General features: G+C 54.6%; 17 protein-coding genes. 10 read left to right on the top strand and 7 right to left on the bottom strand.

Going from position 1 to position 17,011, the window contains the following annotated elements; all coding sequences use genetic code 11:
* Nucleotides 1–88 precede the first annotated feature (88 nt).
* Both MKX63_RS30505 and MKX63_RS30500 read left to right on the top strand, forming a co-directional pair.
* The gene (locus MKX63_RS30505) at nt 89–1,297 is read left to right on the top strand and encodes an MFS transporter (protein ID WP_341022482.1); all 1,209 of its coding nucleotides are present in this window, start codon (nt 89–91) and stop codon (nt 1,295–1,297) included.
* Nucleotides 1,297–1,896: a DUF1349 domain-containing protein gene (locus MKX63_RS30500; RefSeq protein ID WP_341022480.1), complete on the top strand. Its 600-nt coding sequence runs from the start codon at nt 1,297–1,299 to the stop codon at nt 1,894–1,896. The genes MKX63_RS30505 and MKX63_RS30500 overlap by 1 nt, the downstream gene beginning before the upstream one ends.
* Before the next feature lie 100 nt (nt 1,897–1,996).
* On the opposite strand, the gene MKX63_RS30495 is transcribed toward MKX63_RS30500, so the two are convergent.
* Together MKX63_RS30495 and MKX63_RS30490 are read right to left on the bottom strand one after the other, a co-directional pair.
* Complete coding sequence (locus MKX63_RS30495) at nt 1,997–2,212, bottom strand: hypothetical protein (protein WP_341022478.1); 216 nt, start codon at nt 2,210–2,212, stop codon at nt 1,997–1,999.
* Between the two features lie 109 nt (nt 2,213–2,321).
* Nucleotides 2,322–2,837, bottom strand: coding sequence for a MogA/MoaB family molybdenum cofactor biosynthesis protein (locus tag MKX63_RS30490; protein WP_341023359.1), 516 nt, complete (start codon nt 2,835–2,837; stop codon nt 2,322–2,324).
* A gap of 183 nt (nt 2,838–3,020) precedes the next feature.
* Between MKX63_RS30490 and MKX63_RS30485 the strand changes: the two genes are divergently transcribed.
* The 6 genes from MKX63_RS30485 to MKX63_RS30460 all read left to right on the top strand — a co-directional run bounded on the left by MKX63_RS30485 (nt 3,021) and on the right by MKX63_RS30460 (nt 7,273).
* The gene (locus MKX63_RS30485) at nt 3,021–4,022 is read left to right on the top strand and encodes a CobW family GTP-binding protein (RefSeq protein ID WP_341022477.1); all 1,002 of its coding nucleotides are present in this window, start codon (nt 3,021–3,023) and stop codon (nt 4,020–4,022) included.
* A 95-nt stretch (nt 4,023–4,117) separates the two neighbouring features.
* Complete coding sequence (locus MKX63_RS30480) at nt 4,118–4,465, top strand: four-helix bundle copper-binding protein (protein WP_341022476.1); 348 nt, start codon at nt 4,118–4,120, stop codon at nt 4,463–4,465.
* Nucleotides 4,466–4,670: 205 nt separating this feature from the next.
* On the top strand, nt 4,671–5,615 hold the full coding sequence (locus tag MKX63_RS30475) for an ABC transporter ATP-binding protein (protein ID WP_341022475.1): 945 nt from the start codon (nt 4,671–4,673) through the stop codon (nt 5,613–5,615).
* Nucleotides 5,612–6,322 carry a hypothetical protein gene (locus MKX63_RS30470; protein WP_341022473.1) on the top strand — a complete coding sequence of 237 codons (711 nt, stop codon included), beginning with the start codon at nt 5,612–5,614 and terminating at the stop codon, nt 6,320–6,322. The genes MKX63_RS30475 and MKX63_RS30470 overlap by 4 nt, the downstream gene beginning before the upstream one ends.
* Before the next feature lie 35 nt (nt 6,323–6,357).
* Nucleotides 6,358–6,822 carry a hypothetical protein gene (locus MKX63_RS30465; protein WP_036724577.1) on the top strand — a complete coding sequence of 155 codons (465 nt, stop codon included), beginning with the start codon at nt 6,358–6,360 and terminating at the stop codon, nt 6,820–6,822.
* Between the two features lie 226 nt (nt 6,823–7,048).
* The gene (locus MKX63_RS30460; protein ID WP_341022471.1) at nt 7,049–7,273 is read left to right on the top strand and encodes a hypothetical protein; all 225 of its coding nucleotides are present in this window, start codon (nt 7,049–7,051) and stop codon (nt 7,271–7,273) included.
* 414 nt (nt 7,274–7,687) lie between these two features.
* On the opposite strand, the gene MKX63_RS30455 is transcribed toward MKX63_RS30460, so the two are convergent.
* From MKX63_RS30455 to MKX63_RS30445, 3 genes are all read right to left on the bottom strand, one after another.
* The gene (locus MKX63_RS30455; protein WP_341022469.1) at nt 7,688–9,025 is read right to left on the bottom strand and encodes a DNA glycosylase AlkZ-like family protein; all 1,338 of its coding nucleotides are present in this window, start codon (nt 9,023–9,025) and stop codon (nt 7,688–7,690) included.
* Nucleotides 9,026–9,198: 173 nt separating this feature from the next.
* Nucleotides 9,199–11,292, bottom strand: coding sequence for an ABC transporter ATP-binding protein (locus MKX63_RS30450; RefSeq protein WP_341022467.1), 2,094 nt, complete (start codon nt 11,290–11,292; stop codon nt 9,199–9,201).
* Nucleotides 11,293–11,314: 22 nt separating this feature from the next.
* On the bottom strand, nt 11,315–13,063 hold the full coding sequence (locus MKX63_RS30445) for an ABC transporter ATP-binding protein (RefSeq protein ID WP_341022466.1): 1,749 nt from the start codon (nt 13,061–13,063) through the stop codon (nt 11,315–11,317).
* Nucleotides 13,064–13,582: 519 nt separating this feature from the next.
* Between MKX63_RS30445 and MKX63_RS30440 the strand changes: the two genes are divergently transcribed.
* Nucleotides 13,583–13,885 carry a HesB/YadR/YfhF family protein gene (locus MKX63_RS30440; RefSeq protein ID WP_341022465.1) on the top strand — a complete coding sequence of 101 codons (303 nt, stop codon included), beginning with the start codon at nt 13,583–13,585 and terminating at the stop codon, nt 13,883–13,885.
* A 176-nt stretch (nt 13,886–14,061) separates the two neighbouring features.
* Here MKX63_RS30440 and MKX63_RS30435 read toward each other — a convergent pair whose 3' ends face one another.
* On the bottom strand, nt 14,062–14,577 hold the full coding sequence (locus MKX63_RS30435; RefSeq protein WP_341022464.1) for an ADP-heptose synthase: 516 nt from the start codon (nt 14,575–14,577) through the stop codon (nt 14,062–14,064).
* A 119-nt stretch (nt 14,578–14,696) separates the two neighbouring features.
* Between MKX63_RS30435 and MKX63_RS30430 the strand changes: the two genes are divergently transcribed.
* Nucleotides 14,697–16,445: an ABC transporter ATP-binding protein gene (locus tag MKX63_RS30430; RefSeq protein WP_341022463.1), complete on the top strand. Its 1,749-nt coding sequence runs from the start codon at nt 14,697–14,699 to the stop codon at nt 16,443–16,445.
* A 106-nt stretch (nt 16,446–16,551) separates the two neighbouring features.
* On the opposite strand, the gene MKX63_RS30425 is transcribed toward MKX63_RS30430, so the two are convergent.
* Entirely contained in the window at nt 16,552–16,995 is a 444-nt protein-coding gene (locus MKX63_RS30425) for a DUF441 domain-containing protein (protein WP_340753298.1), read from the bottom strand.
* Nucleotides 16,996–17,011 lie beyond the last annotated feature (16 nt).

The raw sequence follows: 17,011 nt of genomic DNA, 5'->3' as shown, positions 1-17,011 counted from the left end.
TGATAGTTAAAAAGTGGTTTTGAGGTCAAGCCACCACCGCTGCAGGTGGAGGAATTCAGCGATCATTAGAAGGTTAGGCGGGGGTAGCATGGCAACGGTATTCTTAATTATTATTTATTTGGCGTTCATCAGCCTGGGACTGCCGGATTCGATGCTTGGCTCAGCCTGGCCGATTATCCGGCTGGATTTCGGGGCGCCGGTCGAGCTGGCCGGACTGCTGTCAATGATAGTGGTCGCCGGGACGATTATCTCAAGCTTGGCCAGCAGTGTGGTACTGAAGCGGCTCGGAACGGGAATGGTTACTTTTATCAGCGTGGCGGTAACGGCTCTTGCCCTGCTCGGCTTCTCTTATTCCTCCTCCGTCCTGTGGGTGGCTCTGCTGGCCTTGCCGCTGGGTCTTGGGGCCGGTTCGATCGACACAGGGTTGAATAATTATGTGGCAACTCATTACAAAGCGCATCATATGAGCTGGCTGCATTGTTTCTGGGGGATAGGGGCTATGCTGGGGCCGATCCTGATGTCGCGGTATATTGCGAATGGTGAGTCATGGAGAACAGGATTTTTCGCGGTCAGCATGATTCAGTTTGCACTAGTCGTGGTACTGTTCTTCAGTCTGCCGCTGTGGACAAGGGTAAGCAAACAGGGCGGACAGCAGCCTGTAGAGATGTCTGAGAAGGCAGATTCCCGGCCGGCGGCCGTTCCCGCTGAGGGTAAGGTGCTGCGGATCAAAGGCGTGAAGCTGGCGATGCTTACCTTCCTGTTCTATTGCGGAGTGGAAGCTACGGTAGGGCTGTGGGGCAGCAGTTATCTGGTGAACGTCAAGGAGGTATCCCCGGCAACGGCGGCCGGATGGGTCTCGCTCTATTATGGCGGAATCACGGCCGGGCGGCTGATTACCGGCTTCATTACCTTCCGGTTCAGCAACCGTACGCTGATTCGCGGCGGACTGGCGGTTTCACTCGCGGGTGCGCTGCTGCTGGCCTTGCCGCTTCCGGCGGTGTATTCACTGGTCGCTTTTATTCTGATTGGCCTTGGCTCGGCACCGATCTTCCCCTGCATGCTGCATGAGACGCCCGCCCGGTTCGGAGCAGAGCATTCGCAGAAGATTATGGGGTATCAGATGGCCTTGGCTTACACCGGCGGTGCGTTTCTGCCTCCATTGTTGGGCTGGGCGGCGGCGCGGAGCACCTTCATGATTCTCCCGCCGGCAATGATCGGGTATATCCTAGTGATGATAGTAAGCTCTGAAATCATTAACCGGATGATGAGCAAACGACAAGGAGAGGTGAGCCTGTAATGAGATTCATAGACTGGCAGGATGGAGCATGGAGCAATAAACCGGTGTCAAGCAGAACCGTGGACGGTCAATTGGTGACCCTCTCAGCGGAGGGCAGCGACTACTGGGAAAAAACGATGTACGGCTTCCAGCATGATAGCGGTCATGCGCTGCTTGCCCCCTGGGATAAGGCAGAGGCGATAGAGATCAGCTTTGTTCTGGACGGGTTCACGGAGCTGTATGACCAGGCAGGCATTATGCTATGGCACAGCAGTGAGCAATGGATCAAAGCCGGTATTGAGCTGAATGATGGTGTTCCCCATATAGGTGCAGTTGTGACGGACGGTTACTCTGACTGGTCATTGTCCCCTATTCCTGAATGGAAGGGCGAGGTGATTACCCTGCGGGCTTCGCGGATGAAGGATGCGGTAATCCTCAGAGCGCGAACTGAGAATCATCCATGGCGGACCATCCGAGTTGCCCGGTTCCCGTATGAGACTGGCAGCCAAGCGGGACCATTCCTGTGTGCTCCGACGCGGGCTGGCTTTGAGGTCACCTTCACTCGCTGGGCGGCTACAGCACCCGATGCAGACGTTCATACAGACCCGCCAATTGTATAGACTCTCCCGGCAAAAGCAAAACCGCCGCTGCGCGTATCTTCAAGCGCAGACGGCGGTTTGGCTTTTTGCAATATACTATCCTACTGACGGGAGAGGCAGACTATCTTCTTCTGCTGCGCACCATTGCGGTAGGCCCGCACATTTCATCCCGGACGGAATAAGTGTAGATATGGTGAGGGACCGGAACACAGTGGTGGCGTCTGACAACCTCGACATGGTGGACCACCTGGACCACCTGGGGATGATAGTAATCTTCATATACAACCTGTGTGGGATCTGTAACCGTTTCAGTAGGACATTTCGGACAATTTCTCATTACACTCAGCTCCTTCGCAGTGGACTTATGCCAGTATACGCGTTATGCAGGAGCCTGCTTGTTCATTTGTCTATTTTCCGGCAAAATAGGTGTCCGTCCATGCTGCAGCTCACGAACGCTTGTAGATCTCGCGCATGACGTGGCGCAGCTCGGGCAGGATCAGCCGTTCCATGGCCAGCTTGATCGCACCGGTGGAGCCGGGCATGGAGAAGACAGCGGTGCTGCCGATCGTGCCGGCAATGGCCCGGCTGAGCATAGCGGCTGAGCCGATATCTTCGGTGAAGCTCAGCAGCCGGAAAATCTCCCCGAAGCCCGGCAGCGACTTGTCCAGCAGAGAGGCTACGGCCTCATAGGTGGTGTCACGGGGGGAAATACCGGTCCCTCCTGTCAGAAGCACAGCTTCGATGCCGGAATGGACGGAGCTTTTGTAGACCAGCTCCCGGATATCCTCATAATCATCCTTGACGATGGTGCGTCCGGTCACGGTATAGCCGGCGCCTTCCAGCAGACTCTGGATCAGAGGCCCTCCGGTGTCCGTATCGATGGTCCGGGTATCTGAGACCGTTATGATGTAGCAAGCGACTGAATCCGGGGCTTCGCTCCGGTGTTCTTCGACGGATGATATACGAACCAGCTCCTTTTAATATCTGCTGTGCAGCTTATATTTCTCATGATAGGGGATGGAAGCAGTAATAACAAGCTCCGGGGGAAGCTGCTGTAGGCCTACATAGGCAGTACTGCCTTGCACAGAGGCGGTCATTGTAGTACACTCGCTACCATAACCGTTTGAGGCAGGGAGAGAGCAAACTTGGAACAGTCACTACCAGTATATATTTTGTCGGGATTTCTCGGCAGCGGCAAGACCACATTACTACAGCGTCTTTTGGATCATTGGAATCTTCAGGGCCTGCGGCCGGCTGTAATTATGAATGAGCTGGGTGAGGTGAACCTGGACGGCTTGCTGGTGGAGCAGTCTGTGCCGATGGCAGAGATGCTGGGCGGCTGCATTTGCTGCACGAGCAGGGGCGATTTGAGCACCGAGCTGACCACGCTGGTCAAGAAAGAATCCCCGGATGTAGTTATCATCGAGGCAACGGGCGCAGCCAACCCGCTGGAGATTGTGGATGCGGTAACGGAGACCTCGCTATATCAGCAGGTAGAGCTGAAGGGGCTGATTACCGTCGTCGATGCCGCCCATCTGCTGGAGCTCTACCGCTCCCAGCAAGGGGCTACGTACCGCCTGATGCAGGAGCAGATCCGTTGTGCATCCGTCCTGATCCTGAACAAGACGGACCGTATTCAAGCCGCAGAGATTGCAGAAATCTCAGAGGTATTACGCAAGTGGAACGCCTACGCGGAGATTCTGCCTGCGGTACGCTGTGAACTGGAGCCGGAAGTGCTGCTGGGCAGTGTGGGAGCCGTCCATACGGAAGACCGGTCTGCGGGCGGAGAGCAGGTGGAGAGCGGACCTGAGGGGGCGATGCATGCTTCCCATGATCATGTGATGGCTTACACCCATTATTTCCAGAATCCCGTGAACAGTGAGGAATTTGAACAGTTTGTGAAGGAGCTGCCGCGCGATGTATACCGGGCCAAGGGGATCGTAACTTTTACCGATACCTCCAGCCGGTTTCTGTTTCAGTATGCCTACAGGGAAGCGGATTTCATGAGAATTACGCCCCAGGGAGAGGTGCCGGATGTTGCGGTATTCATCGGTGAGCATTTCTCCTCCGGAGAGCTGCGCAGGGAGCTTCTGCGCCTGGAGGGACGACTGCTGACCAGACCCGCAGCGGTCAAACGAAGCCTATAGTTAACCATCTGCCGTTCCTTATGAATGGTTCGTTCTTATTCTTGCAGGTTAATACATAGGCATACCCTATACTAATTGCAGGAGGTTGTAAGGCTATGACCCGAATTCAATATCAGGAATGCATTAATGCTTTGATTGAATGTATGGATGCCTGTAACTATAGCTATGTCTCAAGCCTCAAGGAATATGATCTGGCCGATCTGCGGGAGAGCATCCAGCTGGACCGTGAATGCGCAGACATCTGCTCCTTCGCTATTCAAGCGATGACCCGCCGAAGCCCGTTCGTGGCCGAAATCCTCAAATTATGTGCTGACATCTGTGACCGCTGCGCCGACACAAGCAGCCGTCATAAGCATAACCATTGCCAGGATTGCATCGATACCTGCCGCAATGCAGCCATGGCCTGCAGAAGGGTCAGTGAAGCTGTTGAAGTCTACGCCTGACATCACCCTTAAGGACTAACATATACTGCATTGAATACTTAACAGGAACCAGGGCGGCTGCAGACTTTATTCTGCACAGTTCTGGTTTTTTCGATGTGAAATGGATGGAACCGGGAAATTAAAAAGGAGAATAAAGGCATTCCGGCGAATGTTACATAAAAGAATAATCAGGCTGCCGTCCGGTGCGGCCCATAGGCATGCACGAATGGAAGGAGGCCTGGAAGCCACGAATGCATCACCTCTAATTACAATTACTGAAGGCAGCAAGCGGTATGGAGGCCGCCCGGTACTGACCGGAATATCGATGACGGTTCTTCCTGGCACGGCCTCGGCTCTGATTGGCCGCAACGGGTCCGGCAAGAGTACACTGTTGTCCATCCTCGCGGGACTGCTCAAGCTGTCCTCCGGCGCTCTTATCTGCGACCGCCAGGTGATAACCACAGGTTATGCACCTGAAGCCTTTCCCGGCTTGAAGCTCACCGCCGAAGACTATCTGCGCTGCATGGGCCGGATTGCCGGGCTCCCTGAAGCGGCTTCGGCATCCCGGATCAACGAACTGCTGCAGCTGTTCAGTCTCGAATCCTCACGCAGCCGCAAGCTGGCAGGCTTCTCCAAGGGGATGCTGCAGAAGGTCAACCTGATCCAGAGCCTGCTCCTCCGGCCGCAGCTGCTCCTGCTAGATGAGCCAATGTCGGGACTGGATCTGCCGGCACAAGATACGCTTATCGATATCCTGCTGGAGCTGAAGGCGGAGGGCACGGCGCTCGTCTTGTCCGTTCATGAACCGCAGATCATCGAAGCTGTCGCGGATACAGTATATGTATTACATCAAGGGCAGAACATTCGGACGATTCATGGAGCGGAGAAGCTGAAGAGTGCTCCAGTAGTGAATATCGTCTATACGGCACTCCCGGGACAAGCCCAGCAGGCTCTGGAGGCCTTGCCTGGAGTCATTCACATGTTGCCGGAGCGGGACTTCGCCGGTACAGCTTGTACAGAGTTGACTGTAGATCAGCAAATGTCAGATACCTGCCTGAAGCAGATTCTTGCGGCGGGCGGTTCCATAGTTTCGGTGAAGCCTCTCGGGGGAGTAAGCGACCTCGCCGAGTGGATGGACCCCAAGAATCAGAGCGGGAGTGAACGCGCGTGAAGGGGCTAATTGGTTATTTTTTGCACAGTTATACAGTTTCCCAGCGGTTCTTCGGACCCGTGGCCGGCATTATGATTACGGTATTAATTCTGTATTCTTACAAGCCTAACCCGGTCATGAGCAGCTATTCGGCAACGGCAGTCTTTCTATTCGTAGCCTGTGCGTGGCTTGGCTTAAGCTTCCTTAACCATGAGCAGGCAGTGCAGAAGCAGGTGGTTATTGTTCAGCTCCGCAGTGCCCGCCGCTACAGTATGGGTGGTCTGCTTACAATGATCCTGCTTACGCTGCTGCTGGATGTAGTTATTGTTATCTATCCCGTGATGGCCGGAAGTTTTCAAGAACCTGCCGGACTTCAGCGGATATTGCTTAGCTTGGCCGGACATGCTCTAATGGGGTTATTAGGGATCACGCTCTCCTTGTACCTGCAATCCTCGTGGGTACCGCGGGCTGGTTATGCGGCCGGAATGATGCTGATTCTCCTCATTCTATCGATTAGTGCCGGTAAAGTGGCTGAAGTGGTGCCTGGGCCCGTTGTATCCATTCTCCTGCCGCCGGTATATCCGGTTATGGATCGAATGATGAATGCAGAGACTCTGCCGGTTTCCTCCGTGCTCGGAGCCTATGCCCACGCGTTGGCGTACATAATATTGCTTGCCGGATTCTACATTTACCGTTCCGGCCGCATGGACTATAGCAAAACAATATAAATTCAAATATGATCAGATTAAGGACGGGAGGAACGATGAAGGATACACAAATACCGGAGAGTGAACAATCCAAAGAGCTATTTGCCTATTTCGGGCTGGCAGTGTACTATTGCCAGGCACTGGAGCAGCAATTAACAAATCTGCTGCTGCTGACGAAGCTGTCGCAGGGCAAGACGCCAACCGATGCCGAAATCGCAGAGTTGTATCAACGCAAGCTAAGCAATTCACTCGGCCAACTCATCAAAGAAATCCAGCACCACTTCCCCTTCTCTGAGGAAGAGACGAGTCAATTGCAGGCCGTATGGAAGGAACGCAATCATATTGTCCATGATTACTTCAAGGAACGAATTCAAGAGACCTTCACCCCAGCAGGCCGGGCCCATATGATCCGTGAACTGAAGCGCTTCAAGAACAAGGCAAGCCGGCTGGAGATTAAGCTGCAGGGTTATTGCACAGAGATGTACAGCAAGCTGGGCCTTGAGGAAGAGCATATCCAATGAGGCATCTAATGAAATATATCTACACTTACTAGAGGACTCCCCCTATCGCAGCAAGACTGCGTCAGAGGGAGTTTTCTTTGGATATATAAGCTGAGCGTAAGTAGTGTCTGGAAGGATAAGGAAAGCTGAATGCAATGGGTTAGGAGGGAGGAGTGGACCGAATGTATATGTAAACCGGAATACGATTAGTTGGCGGGGTGTAGTCGAAAAAACGATTACATTTGACGTGGTGGAGGCGCGCGAGCGGAATGTAATCGAAAAACCGATTACATTTGACGTGGTGGAGGCGCGAGGACGGAGTGTAATCGAAAAACCGATTACATTTGGCGTGGTGGAGGCGCGAGGACGGAATGTAATCGAAAAACCGATTACATTTGACGTGGTGGAGGCGCGAGGACGGAATGTAATCGAAAAACCGATTACATTTGGCGTGATGGAGGCGTGTGGATGAAATGTAGTCGAAAAACCGAATACATTGGGGCAGGTAGGTGTACGTGTGCCGAATGTATGCGGAAAACTGAACACGATTGGTTGGCGGGGTGTACGTGGTGGGATTTGCAGACGGAGAGACGAGAGGGGGAGAAGTACCCCTGAATTCAGCGGACACAAGCCAAACGCCTGAATGAGGAGCATTAGTGCCCCTGAATTCAGCGGATACAAGCCAAACGCTCGAGTGAAGAGCATTAGTGCACCTGAATTCAGCGGATGCGAGCCAAACGCCCGAATGAGGAGCACTAGTGCCCCTGAATTCGCCGATTGCCCAGAAGTGGGCGGATGACCAATATGGAGGGAGTCCGCACAAACTGTGCGGACGCACCGCATAAGTCCCGACATCCTCCACCCGCTGGGGGATCAGGTGATTGAATTAATTAGTTTGTACAGGCGCAGCAGACAGCGCCTCCTCCAACTCCTGCAGTCCGCAGGAGTGCACGACATCCGGCGCGAAGCGGATCGCGGTGGCCCCGGTCGAATGTTGCAGCGAAGTCAAGGCCCCCGCGAGTGCGGGGAGCATGGAGTGTTCAAGTGTCTCCCCGTCCTCCCACCACCAGCGGACGATGGTCAGGACGCCGGTCTTCTTGTTCATCACCGGCTCCAGCCGGCCGATGAAGCGGTCGCCGTAGAGGAGGGGGAGGACATAGTAGCCGTATTCCCGTTCAAGCACTGGCTTATAGACCTCCCAGCGGTATTGGAAGCCGAACAGCTGGAGGATCAGCTCTCTGTCCCACAGCAGATTGTCCAGCGGGGCCAGTGCCGCCGCGAAGGAGGCCGCTTGTTCAGCATAACGGGCCCCGCTCTCATTACCAGCCCGAGGCCCTGCTGCGGACTCATCTGCAGCTGCCGTAGTATCATCTACAAGCAATACGGCTTCAAGCTCAGGGACGTCTGCTGTGCGGATGTATAGCGGAAGCTTCAGTCCATCCACCTGTACCTCGCGGAGCAGGTCCTTCTCCAGCAGCCGCTGTACGGACGCTGTCCGCTCCTTGCTCTTCAGACCTGCGATGCCAAGCCAGCCGTCCCCGGACCGGTTCCATTGCAGGCCGATGCTGCCGATCCGGCGCAGCACATACCAGTCATGATGCTGCTCCAGCGTCTCGTTAGGATCGCTTGCGCTTAGGAGTTCAGGAGGCAGCAGCTTGGCCGTATAGTCATAATAACGGCGGGTGTGCACCCGGTGATGGATGGATAGCTCGCCCCAAAAGTACATGCTCTCCATGGCAGCCCGGGAGAGTCTTGCCGGAGCCCAGGACCAGTCGATCTTCTCCGTACTCTCCAGGTCCAGTGAAGAGAGCGGTCCGCGTGCATCCAGCCCCGCACGGACATGGGTAATCATGGCCGCCATGGCCTCGTTATGCTGATGCCTGGCGGCAGCTTCCCGGCGCCGCTGGAAATACGGCCAATCCTCTGTGCAGTAGATCGACATGTTCTTATCCCAGCCGTCAATCAGCGTTCTGTCCTTATATAGCAGCTCATTGGCCATCTCGGGCACGAAGCCGGGGATTCTTGCCTGAAGCACCAGCTCGTGATTATGTCCGGCTATGCTGAGCGGATCATACTGGATACAGCCTACATGCCGGACGAAGTCATAGATACTCTGCTTACCGCCGGGCAATCCGCCCGGGACGAGCCGCTGATGGCGCAGCAGGAACAGGCGGGCTTGCCGCTTGCTAAGACTGTAGGTTATCATCATCTTCACTCCATCCATAATATGTATTGTTTCATTATACAGAACAAACGTTCTGATATCAAGTGAAAGAACACCCCCTGATGCTTTGCTGCGTCAGAGGGTGTTCTTATTGCAATGTATGTCCGGAATAAGCGGTTGCCGCCAGTGGCCTTAAATTACTGTACTAGAGCCACTGGACTTAAGCAGCCAAACTAGATCTGTTCCAGCGATGGCCGGAGTCCGGCGGAAGAAGCAGGGGCCCCGGACTCCGGAGCCGGCTCGCCCGGGCCGTTCACGGCACCTGCACCCAGCTGAAGCTGATACATGCGGAAGTATCGGCCGCCCTGTGCCATCAGCTCATCATGGCTGCCGCGTTCGACGATCTGACCCCGGTGCAGCACCAGAATCTGGTCCGCACTGCGGATGGTCGACAGCCGGTGAGCGATGATGAAGGTGGTCCGGCCCTTTTTCAGCACTTCCAGTGCCTGCTGGATAATGCTCTCCGTCTCGGTATCGATGTTCGACGTTGCTTCATCCAGAATCAGGATCGCCGGATCGAAGGATAACGCTCTGGCGAAGGAGATCAGCTGCCGCTGTCCGGCGGACAGGGTGCTGCCCTTCTCAATGACCGGTTCATCGAAGCCTTGCGGCAGATGGGCCAGCAGCTTATCGGCTCCTACCTCACGCAAAGCGCGTTCGACACGCTCTCTAGAGATCCGCTCGTCACCCAGACTGACGTTGGAGGCAATGGTACCGGTGAAGAGATACGGGTCCTGAAGCACGATGCCCATATGACTGCGCAGCCATTGCTTCGGCAGGTCCTTGACCTTTTGCCCGTCGATCGTTATGTTTCCGGCTTGCGGATCATAGAAGCGGAACAGCAGGTTGATGATGGAGCTTTTGCCGGAGCCGGTATGGCCGACAAGGGCGACAGTCTCGCCCGGGCGCGCCTCGAAGGAGATATCGCGCAGGACGAAGTCCTTTTTATAAGCAAAGGAGACATCCTTGAATACGACATTTCCCTTGTAACGCGGCATCGATCCGTCAGTGACCGGCTCTCCCGGCTCATCCATCAGCGTGAACACGCGGCCGGCGGAGACCATTGAGCTGTCCAGATTCGCCAGCTGGTTGACCATGCCCGTAATCGGCTGGAACATCCGGCCCAGTACATCGACAAAGGCATAGAGAACGCCAAGCGATACGAAGGTTGAACCGTCCAGGCTGCCGAAGCCGAAGTACCACAGCACCAGTACGAAGGAGAGGCTGCGCAGCGAGTTCACCAGGTTGTGGGAGGTGAAGGCGTTCAGGTTGAGCATTTTGTTCTGATATTTCAGATAGTCGTCATTGAGCTGCTCAAATTCTGCACTACTCTGCTTCTGGCGGCGGAAAATCCGGATGATTGACATCCCTTGAATCGATTCATTGATAATGGCATTAATCTCACTCAGCCGCGAGCGGATGATCGTGTTGTATTTGGTAGCGATTTTGCGGTACAGCACGATCCAGAGAATAATAATCGGTACGACGAACAAACTGACCAGTCCCAGCTTCACATCGAGCAGGAAGAGGGCCACATAGACACCGGTGATATTGATGATCCCTGTAGCGAAGTTGGATAACACGGCAATGAAAAGATCCTTGACTGCTTCCGTATCATTAGTTACCCGGGAGACTACTTTACCGGCAGGCAGATTATCGAAGAAATAGACCGGCAGGCGCTGGATATGGGCATAGACATCGGTCCGCAGCTTGCGGATGACCTGATTGGCAGACGATTGCAGCCAGTAGGTTTTGCCGAACTCAGCAATAATGGAGATCACAAGGAACATGGCGTAAAGAGCGACTAACTGATAGATTCCCGGAAGCTCCGGCTTGTAAAAGGAAAACAGATCACCAGCCGACAGCTTGACGGCCGGATAGACCGTCGTCTGCTCGCCGTATTTGATCTGGAGCTTTCCGTCAGCGAAGCTGCGCTCGCCTTCAGTCTTGGCTACCGCTTCATTGATGAAGTAGAAGCTTCTGCCTGCCTGAAGCAGACGGACTTCCTGGCCCTTGGCTTCACCTGCGGCAAAACGGTCACCGCGTTTGTAATAAGTGTTGTTATATTCCGCAGCATCCTCCGGCGAGGCTGTCTGGAAGTAGGGCTTCTCAATCGCAAGCAGATGATTGTCAATCATGCTCTTGGCGATAAAAGGCCCTGCCAGCTCAGCCGCTACTCCGATGGTCAGGAGCAGAAGGGCGGCGATGAAGGTCTTTTTGGCGGTCAGTGCATATTGCAGCAGACGTTTGCCTGTACTCTGTGTCAACGGTGACACCTCCTGTATGGGGTTATTCATTCGTCAGATTATTCTCAACCTGCTGGCGGTCGAACTGCTCACGGTACCATCCGCCGAGCTCCAGCAGCTCCTGATGTGTACCTTGTTCTGTAATATGCCCGTCTTCGAGGACAACGATCAGATCGGCATGCTCAATCGCCGAGAGGCGGTGGGTCGAGATGAGCGTGGTTTTACCGCTGCGCTCCTCGCGGATGTTCTCGATGATCTTCGCTTCTGTCCGCGCGTCCACGGCAGACAGAGCATCATCCAGAATCAGAATGTCAGGATTCGCGATGAAGGCCCGGGAGATCGAGACCCGCTGCTTCTGCCCCCCGGAGAGGGAGACGCCGCGTTCGCCAACCATTGTATCCAGCCCGTCGGACAAGGTGCCGAGGTCATTCTGGAAGGCAGCGGCAGTAATCGCCTGCATGATCCGCTCATCGGTGGCCCCGGAATATCCGAACTGGATATTCTCGCGCACGGACTTGGAGAACAGGATCTGCTCCTGCGGCACATAGCCCATCCAGCTGTGAAGCTGGTCGAGGGCAATCTGGGTAATCGGCACCCCGGAGATCAGAATCTCGCCTGTGCCCGCCGGATATTCATGCAGCAGCTGCTTCAGCAGCGTCGATTTGCCGCTGCCGGTCCGTCCGACCACGCCAAGCGTCTGGCCCTGGGAGAGGGACAAGCTGACTCCGCTGAGATTATCGATGGTAGAGGTCGGATACCGGAAGGTTACATCCTTCAGCTCAATGGTGGTCGGCTGGGCTACCGGAACGGGATGAGGCACATCCTTGACATCAGGCTTCGCATTCAGCGTCTCGTCGATCCGCTCCAGTGAAGCGCCGCCGCGCTGCATGATATTAATCAGCTCGCCGATGGCGAACATCGGCCACACTATCATCCCGAGATACATATTGAACGATACCAGATCACCAAGTGTAATCTGGTTACGGAATACGAGATAGATTCCGTAGGTCAGGGCGATGATGTAGCTGAGTCCCACGAACAAGCGGATGGTCGGCTCGAAGAAGGCATCGACCCGGGCGACCGCCATATTTTTGCGGTACACATCATCTGTAATGTCAGAGAAGCGCTTCTCATCATGCCGCTCCTGCACATAAGCGCGGATGACGCGGATACCCGATACGGATTCCAGTACCTGGTCGTTCATATCACCGAAGGCATCCTGCGCCAGACTGTAACGGTCGTGGATCGCTTTGCCGTAGAACACCATCGCTACCGCAATCATCGGAAGCGGGATGACGGCGGCCAGTGTCAGCTTCCAGCTGACCAGGAATCCCATGGCGAACAGCACAACCGTGAGATATACGGTGGAGTCGACAAGGGTGAGCATCCCGAAGCCTACGGTGGCGGATACCGCGCGGATATCATTGGTGGCGCGGGCCATCAAATCTCCGGTGCGGTTACGCTCGAAGAAGGCGGGGGTCATCGTCATGAGATGATTCATGAAGCGCGAGCGGAGCAGACGCTCCACCAGATTCGATCCCCCGAACAGCTTGTGCATCCATATGTAGGTGATCCAGTAAATGATCAGCAGCATAAGTACGATCAGGCCAATGTATTTCATAAGTGAACCTGCGGTGATGGCACCGGTGACGATTTCGTCAATGGCGTTGCCGAGCAGGCGTGGAGGCAGGAGTTCTAACACACCTACCACAATAAGAAGAATGAGGCCTATAGTATAGCGCCTTTTTTCCCGGCGGAAGAACCAGCCGAGATTTCGGAGTACGGAGAACAAGGTAAATCCCTTCCTTTCGTGCTTGGAGTAATTACTAAGTTAGCTTGGTTAACGGAACATTTACGGACACTTTGCAGCGGATCATAACCTCACAGCACGCGAAAAAGCGTACCATCCGAAAACGGATGATACGCCTGTAATTGCGGTTATCATGTCCACGGTGCTATAAGCAGCACAGAGACATGTGAGAGATAAGTTAAGCCTGTTCTCATACGTTACGCGTAATACGCATGAACCTCAGGAATTCTCCACTGCTCGGGCTGCTTCGGTATTCAGTTGGGTATATTTTTCTACAATAGTGGCGAGGTATACCATATCCATGTTAAACACCGAGATCACCCTTTCTTCATTTTGGTAATTACTTGAAGACGTTTCGTTATGTTCCGAGTTTATCATCACACTTTAAGAATTGTCAAACTTAATTTTGCGGGGCGGCAGGATATCTGGCTGCATTGCTGCAATGATTTGGTGAATTGAAGTTTTTTGGGTATGATTGGGGTAGAGGGGAGGAGTGGAGAGATGAACATATTAATTAGTCCGGAAGCAGCCGCCTGGTTCCTAAGAGAGCTGAGCCTCCAAGAGGGCGCATATATCCGGTTGTTCCCCCGGTACAGCTCAGGCGGGGGCCTGCATCCCGGCTTCTCGCTTGGCATTGCCACCGAGCAGCCGGGACGTCCTGCTGTGCAGTTCATGGAGGGCGGCTTGACCTTCTACATGGAAGAGCAGGATCTGTGGTATATGGAGGGGTACAATCTGTCGATTGTCTATGCTGAAGCAGAGGATGACATCGAATATAAGTATGAGCCTGTGCCGGTGACATAAGGGGAGAGCTGGAGTGAATGGCAGATCCCGGCGCGCTGCCGGGATGCTGAACAAGGGGCTGTCCCAAAAGTGACAGCCCCTTTTATTGTGGGAATTGTGTATGCGAAAAACAGCATACATTTGCTGAACGCAGGTAATATCATCGGTGGGAACAACGTTCTGTTGCAGAGCGCCCCCTAGTGCGAGCTGCGGAAGGTTTCTTCCTCCATGGCGAACTCGAAATCATCAATGTCATACACCTGGACGGGAACCCCGCCTTCAATGATGCGCTGGATCAGCTCGAACTGGTCGGTCAGAATCGGCACCTTCTCACGCTGGGACGCCAGCAGCAGCTCTGTCTCAATCGGATCGAAGGCTTCGCCGTAGGAGGCATTGTCGATGCTGTTGATGATGGTGATCTGCGCGTGTCCGCCAAGGAGGATGCCGGAGCTTTTGGCCCAGGGGATGTTCAGGCAGCGGTTAATCTTCTTGGCATTCAGCGGCTCCTCGAAATAGTTGATCAGCTCGCGGATTCTGAGTCTGACATGCTTGTCATCATCCGCCTGGCTCATCACCGGCTCTTCGCTGTCCCGCAGCTCGTACAGCTCCATAATGGTGGTATAAGGGACTATATATTCTACAGGGCTCCGCGGGATGAGAAGCTGGCCGTAAATCGCCATCATGACGGCTTCCGTCACAAATTGTCTGGGCATCATTATCCTCCTGAATTTCGGTACTGCAACCGTAACTGTTTAAAAATAATAAAACACTGCAGCGTGCAAATGTCAACTGTACCCTGATGAAGAATGAAATGGAAAGGACCTGACACGCCGTGAAATCCTGGAAATCTTATTATACCTTTGTTCGGCCGTATATGAAATGGATTGTGCTCACTCTGATCATCGGGATGGTCAAATTCAGCATTCCTCTCACGCTTCCGATGATTCTGAAATACGTGGTCGATGAGCTGCTGGGTAATTCCGCACTGACAATAGCGGAGCGGGTCTCGAAGCTGATGACGGTGATAGGCGGGGGCCTTATTCTATTCGTGATTGTCCGCGGGCCGGTGGAGTATTACCGCCAGTATTTCGCCCAGCTGATTACGAGCAAGGTGCTATTCGATATGCGTAATAAGCTCTATGGGCATCTACAGCGTCTGTCGCTGCGATATTATCAAAATACGAAGGTGGGCGAGGCTATCTCCCGCTTCATCAACGATGTGGAGCAGTCGAAGAACCTGGTTGAGGTCGGAATGATGAATGTCTGGCTGGATATGTTCACCCTGCTTTTCGCCCTGGGCTTCATGCTCTATCTGAATCCGGTGCTGACGCTGGTGGCAATTGCCATTCTGCCGCTGTATGGCATTGCCGTCAATACGCTGTACAAACGCCTAAAGGTGCTGACCAAAGACCGGTCACAGGCGCTTGCCGTCATACAGGGCTATCTGCATGAACGAATTCAGGGGATTGCGGTCATCCGCAGCTTCACGATGGAACGGGTAGACCTGCAGCAGTTCGAGAAGATCAATGGCAAGTTTCTGCAAAAAGCGCTGGCGCAAACGCGGTGGAATGCCTTCACCTTCGCAATTATCAACACCCTGACCGATATTGCTCCGCTGCTTGTCATCGGATACGGGGGATACCAGGTCATCCAGGGCAATCTGACCCTCGGAACCTTCGTGGCCTTCTTCGGCTACCTGGACCGAATGTATGCGCCGCTGCGCCGGCTGATCAATTCCTCAACCGTGCTGACCCAAGCCTCGGCCTCGCTGGAGCGTGTCCTGGAGCTGCTGAATGAGCCGTATGATATTGTCGATGCTCCGGACGCGAAGCCGCTGCTGAAGCCAGCTGGGAAGATCGAATTCAGCAATGTATGGTTCAAGTATAGCGACGAGCACGAGTGGGTGCTGAGGAACATTAGTCTGAGTATCGCTCCGGGCCAGACGGTGGCTTTTGTCGGGATGAGCGGTGGCGGCAAATCCTCGCTGATCAGCCTAATCCCGCGCTTTTATGATATTAGCGAAGGCAGTCTGCGCATGGACGGCTACGATATCCGAGGACTGACGCAGGAGAGTCTGCGGCGGACGGTGGGCATGGTGCTGCAGGATAATTTCCTGTTCAGCGGCTCGGTACGCGACAATATCCGGTTCGGCAACCCGGAAGCGGGGGAAGAGGAGGTCATGAAGGCGGCGGTGTCCGCGAATGCCCATGACTTCATCATGCAGCTGCCGGAAGGTTATGACACCGAGGTGGGGGAGCGTGGGGTGAAGCTGTCCGGCGGGCAGAAGCAGCGCGTGGCGATTGCACGTGTGTTCCTGAAGGACCCCAAGGTGCTGATTCTGGACGAAGCGACCTCCGCGCTGGATCTGGAATCCGAGCATCTGATTCAGCAGGCATTGCAATCCCTCGCATCTGAGCGGACGACGCTGATTGTGGCCCACAGGCTGTCTACGATTACCCATGCCGACCAGATTATCGTGCTGGAGAACGGGGAGATCACCGAACGCGGCACCCATGAAGAGCTGATGGGACTTGCGGGGAGCTACGCCCGGCTGTTCAACGTTCAACGGCTGGATGCTTAATGTCACTAATACTATTCGTATCTAAATCAAACAGGCTGCAGTTCCACATGCGTAAGTGGACTTGCAGCCTGTTTAGTTTTACCTTGGTCTTGAGGTGGCTTTGGACTTACATCCGGCCAATCAGCAGCGATAGGATGCCTGCGGCAATCAGCGGTCCCACGGGAACGCCTTTGAACAGAGCCACGCCTAGGACGGTTCCGATGAGGAGCCCGGCGACGATGGTCGGCTGGCTGCCCATGAGCACGGCTCCGCGTCCGCCCAGGTAAGCGACCAGGACGCCAACTCCGATGGCGGCCAGGGATTTCCAGTGCAGGAACGACTGGCCGACGGTCTGGAGGGAGATCTTCCCGCTGGCCAGCGGCGTCATGACCCCGATGGTCAGGATGATAATGCCGACGGTCAGCCCGTATTTCTCCAGCCAGGGAAAAGCCTGCTGAAGTCCCAGCACACGGATCAGCAGCAGCACGACCATGGCAATGGTAATCGGTGAGTTGCTGCTGATGACACCGAGCGCTGCCAGACCCAGCAGCAATAACGAGGTGATATCCATAGCTTGGATACACTCC

Origin of the sequence: Paenibacillus sp. FSL R7-0179, assembly GCF_038002265.1 — a bacterium.
In the GTDB taxonomy this organism is placed as follows: domain Bacteria; phylum Bacillota; class Bacilli; order Paenibacillales; family Paenibacillaceae; genus Paenibacillus_AQ.
This window is presented reverse-complemented; position numbering and strand designations above follow the sequence as displayed.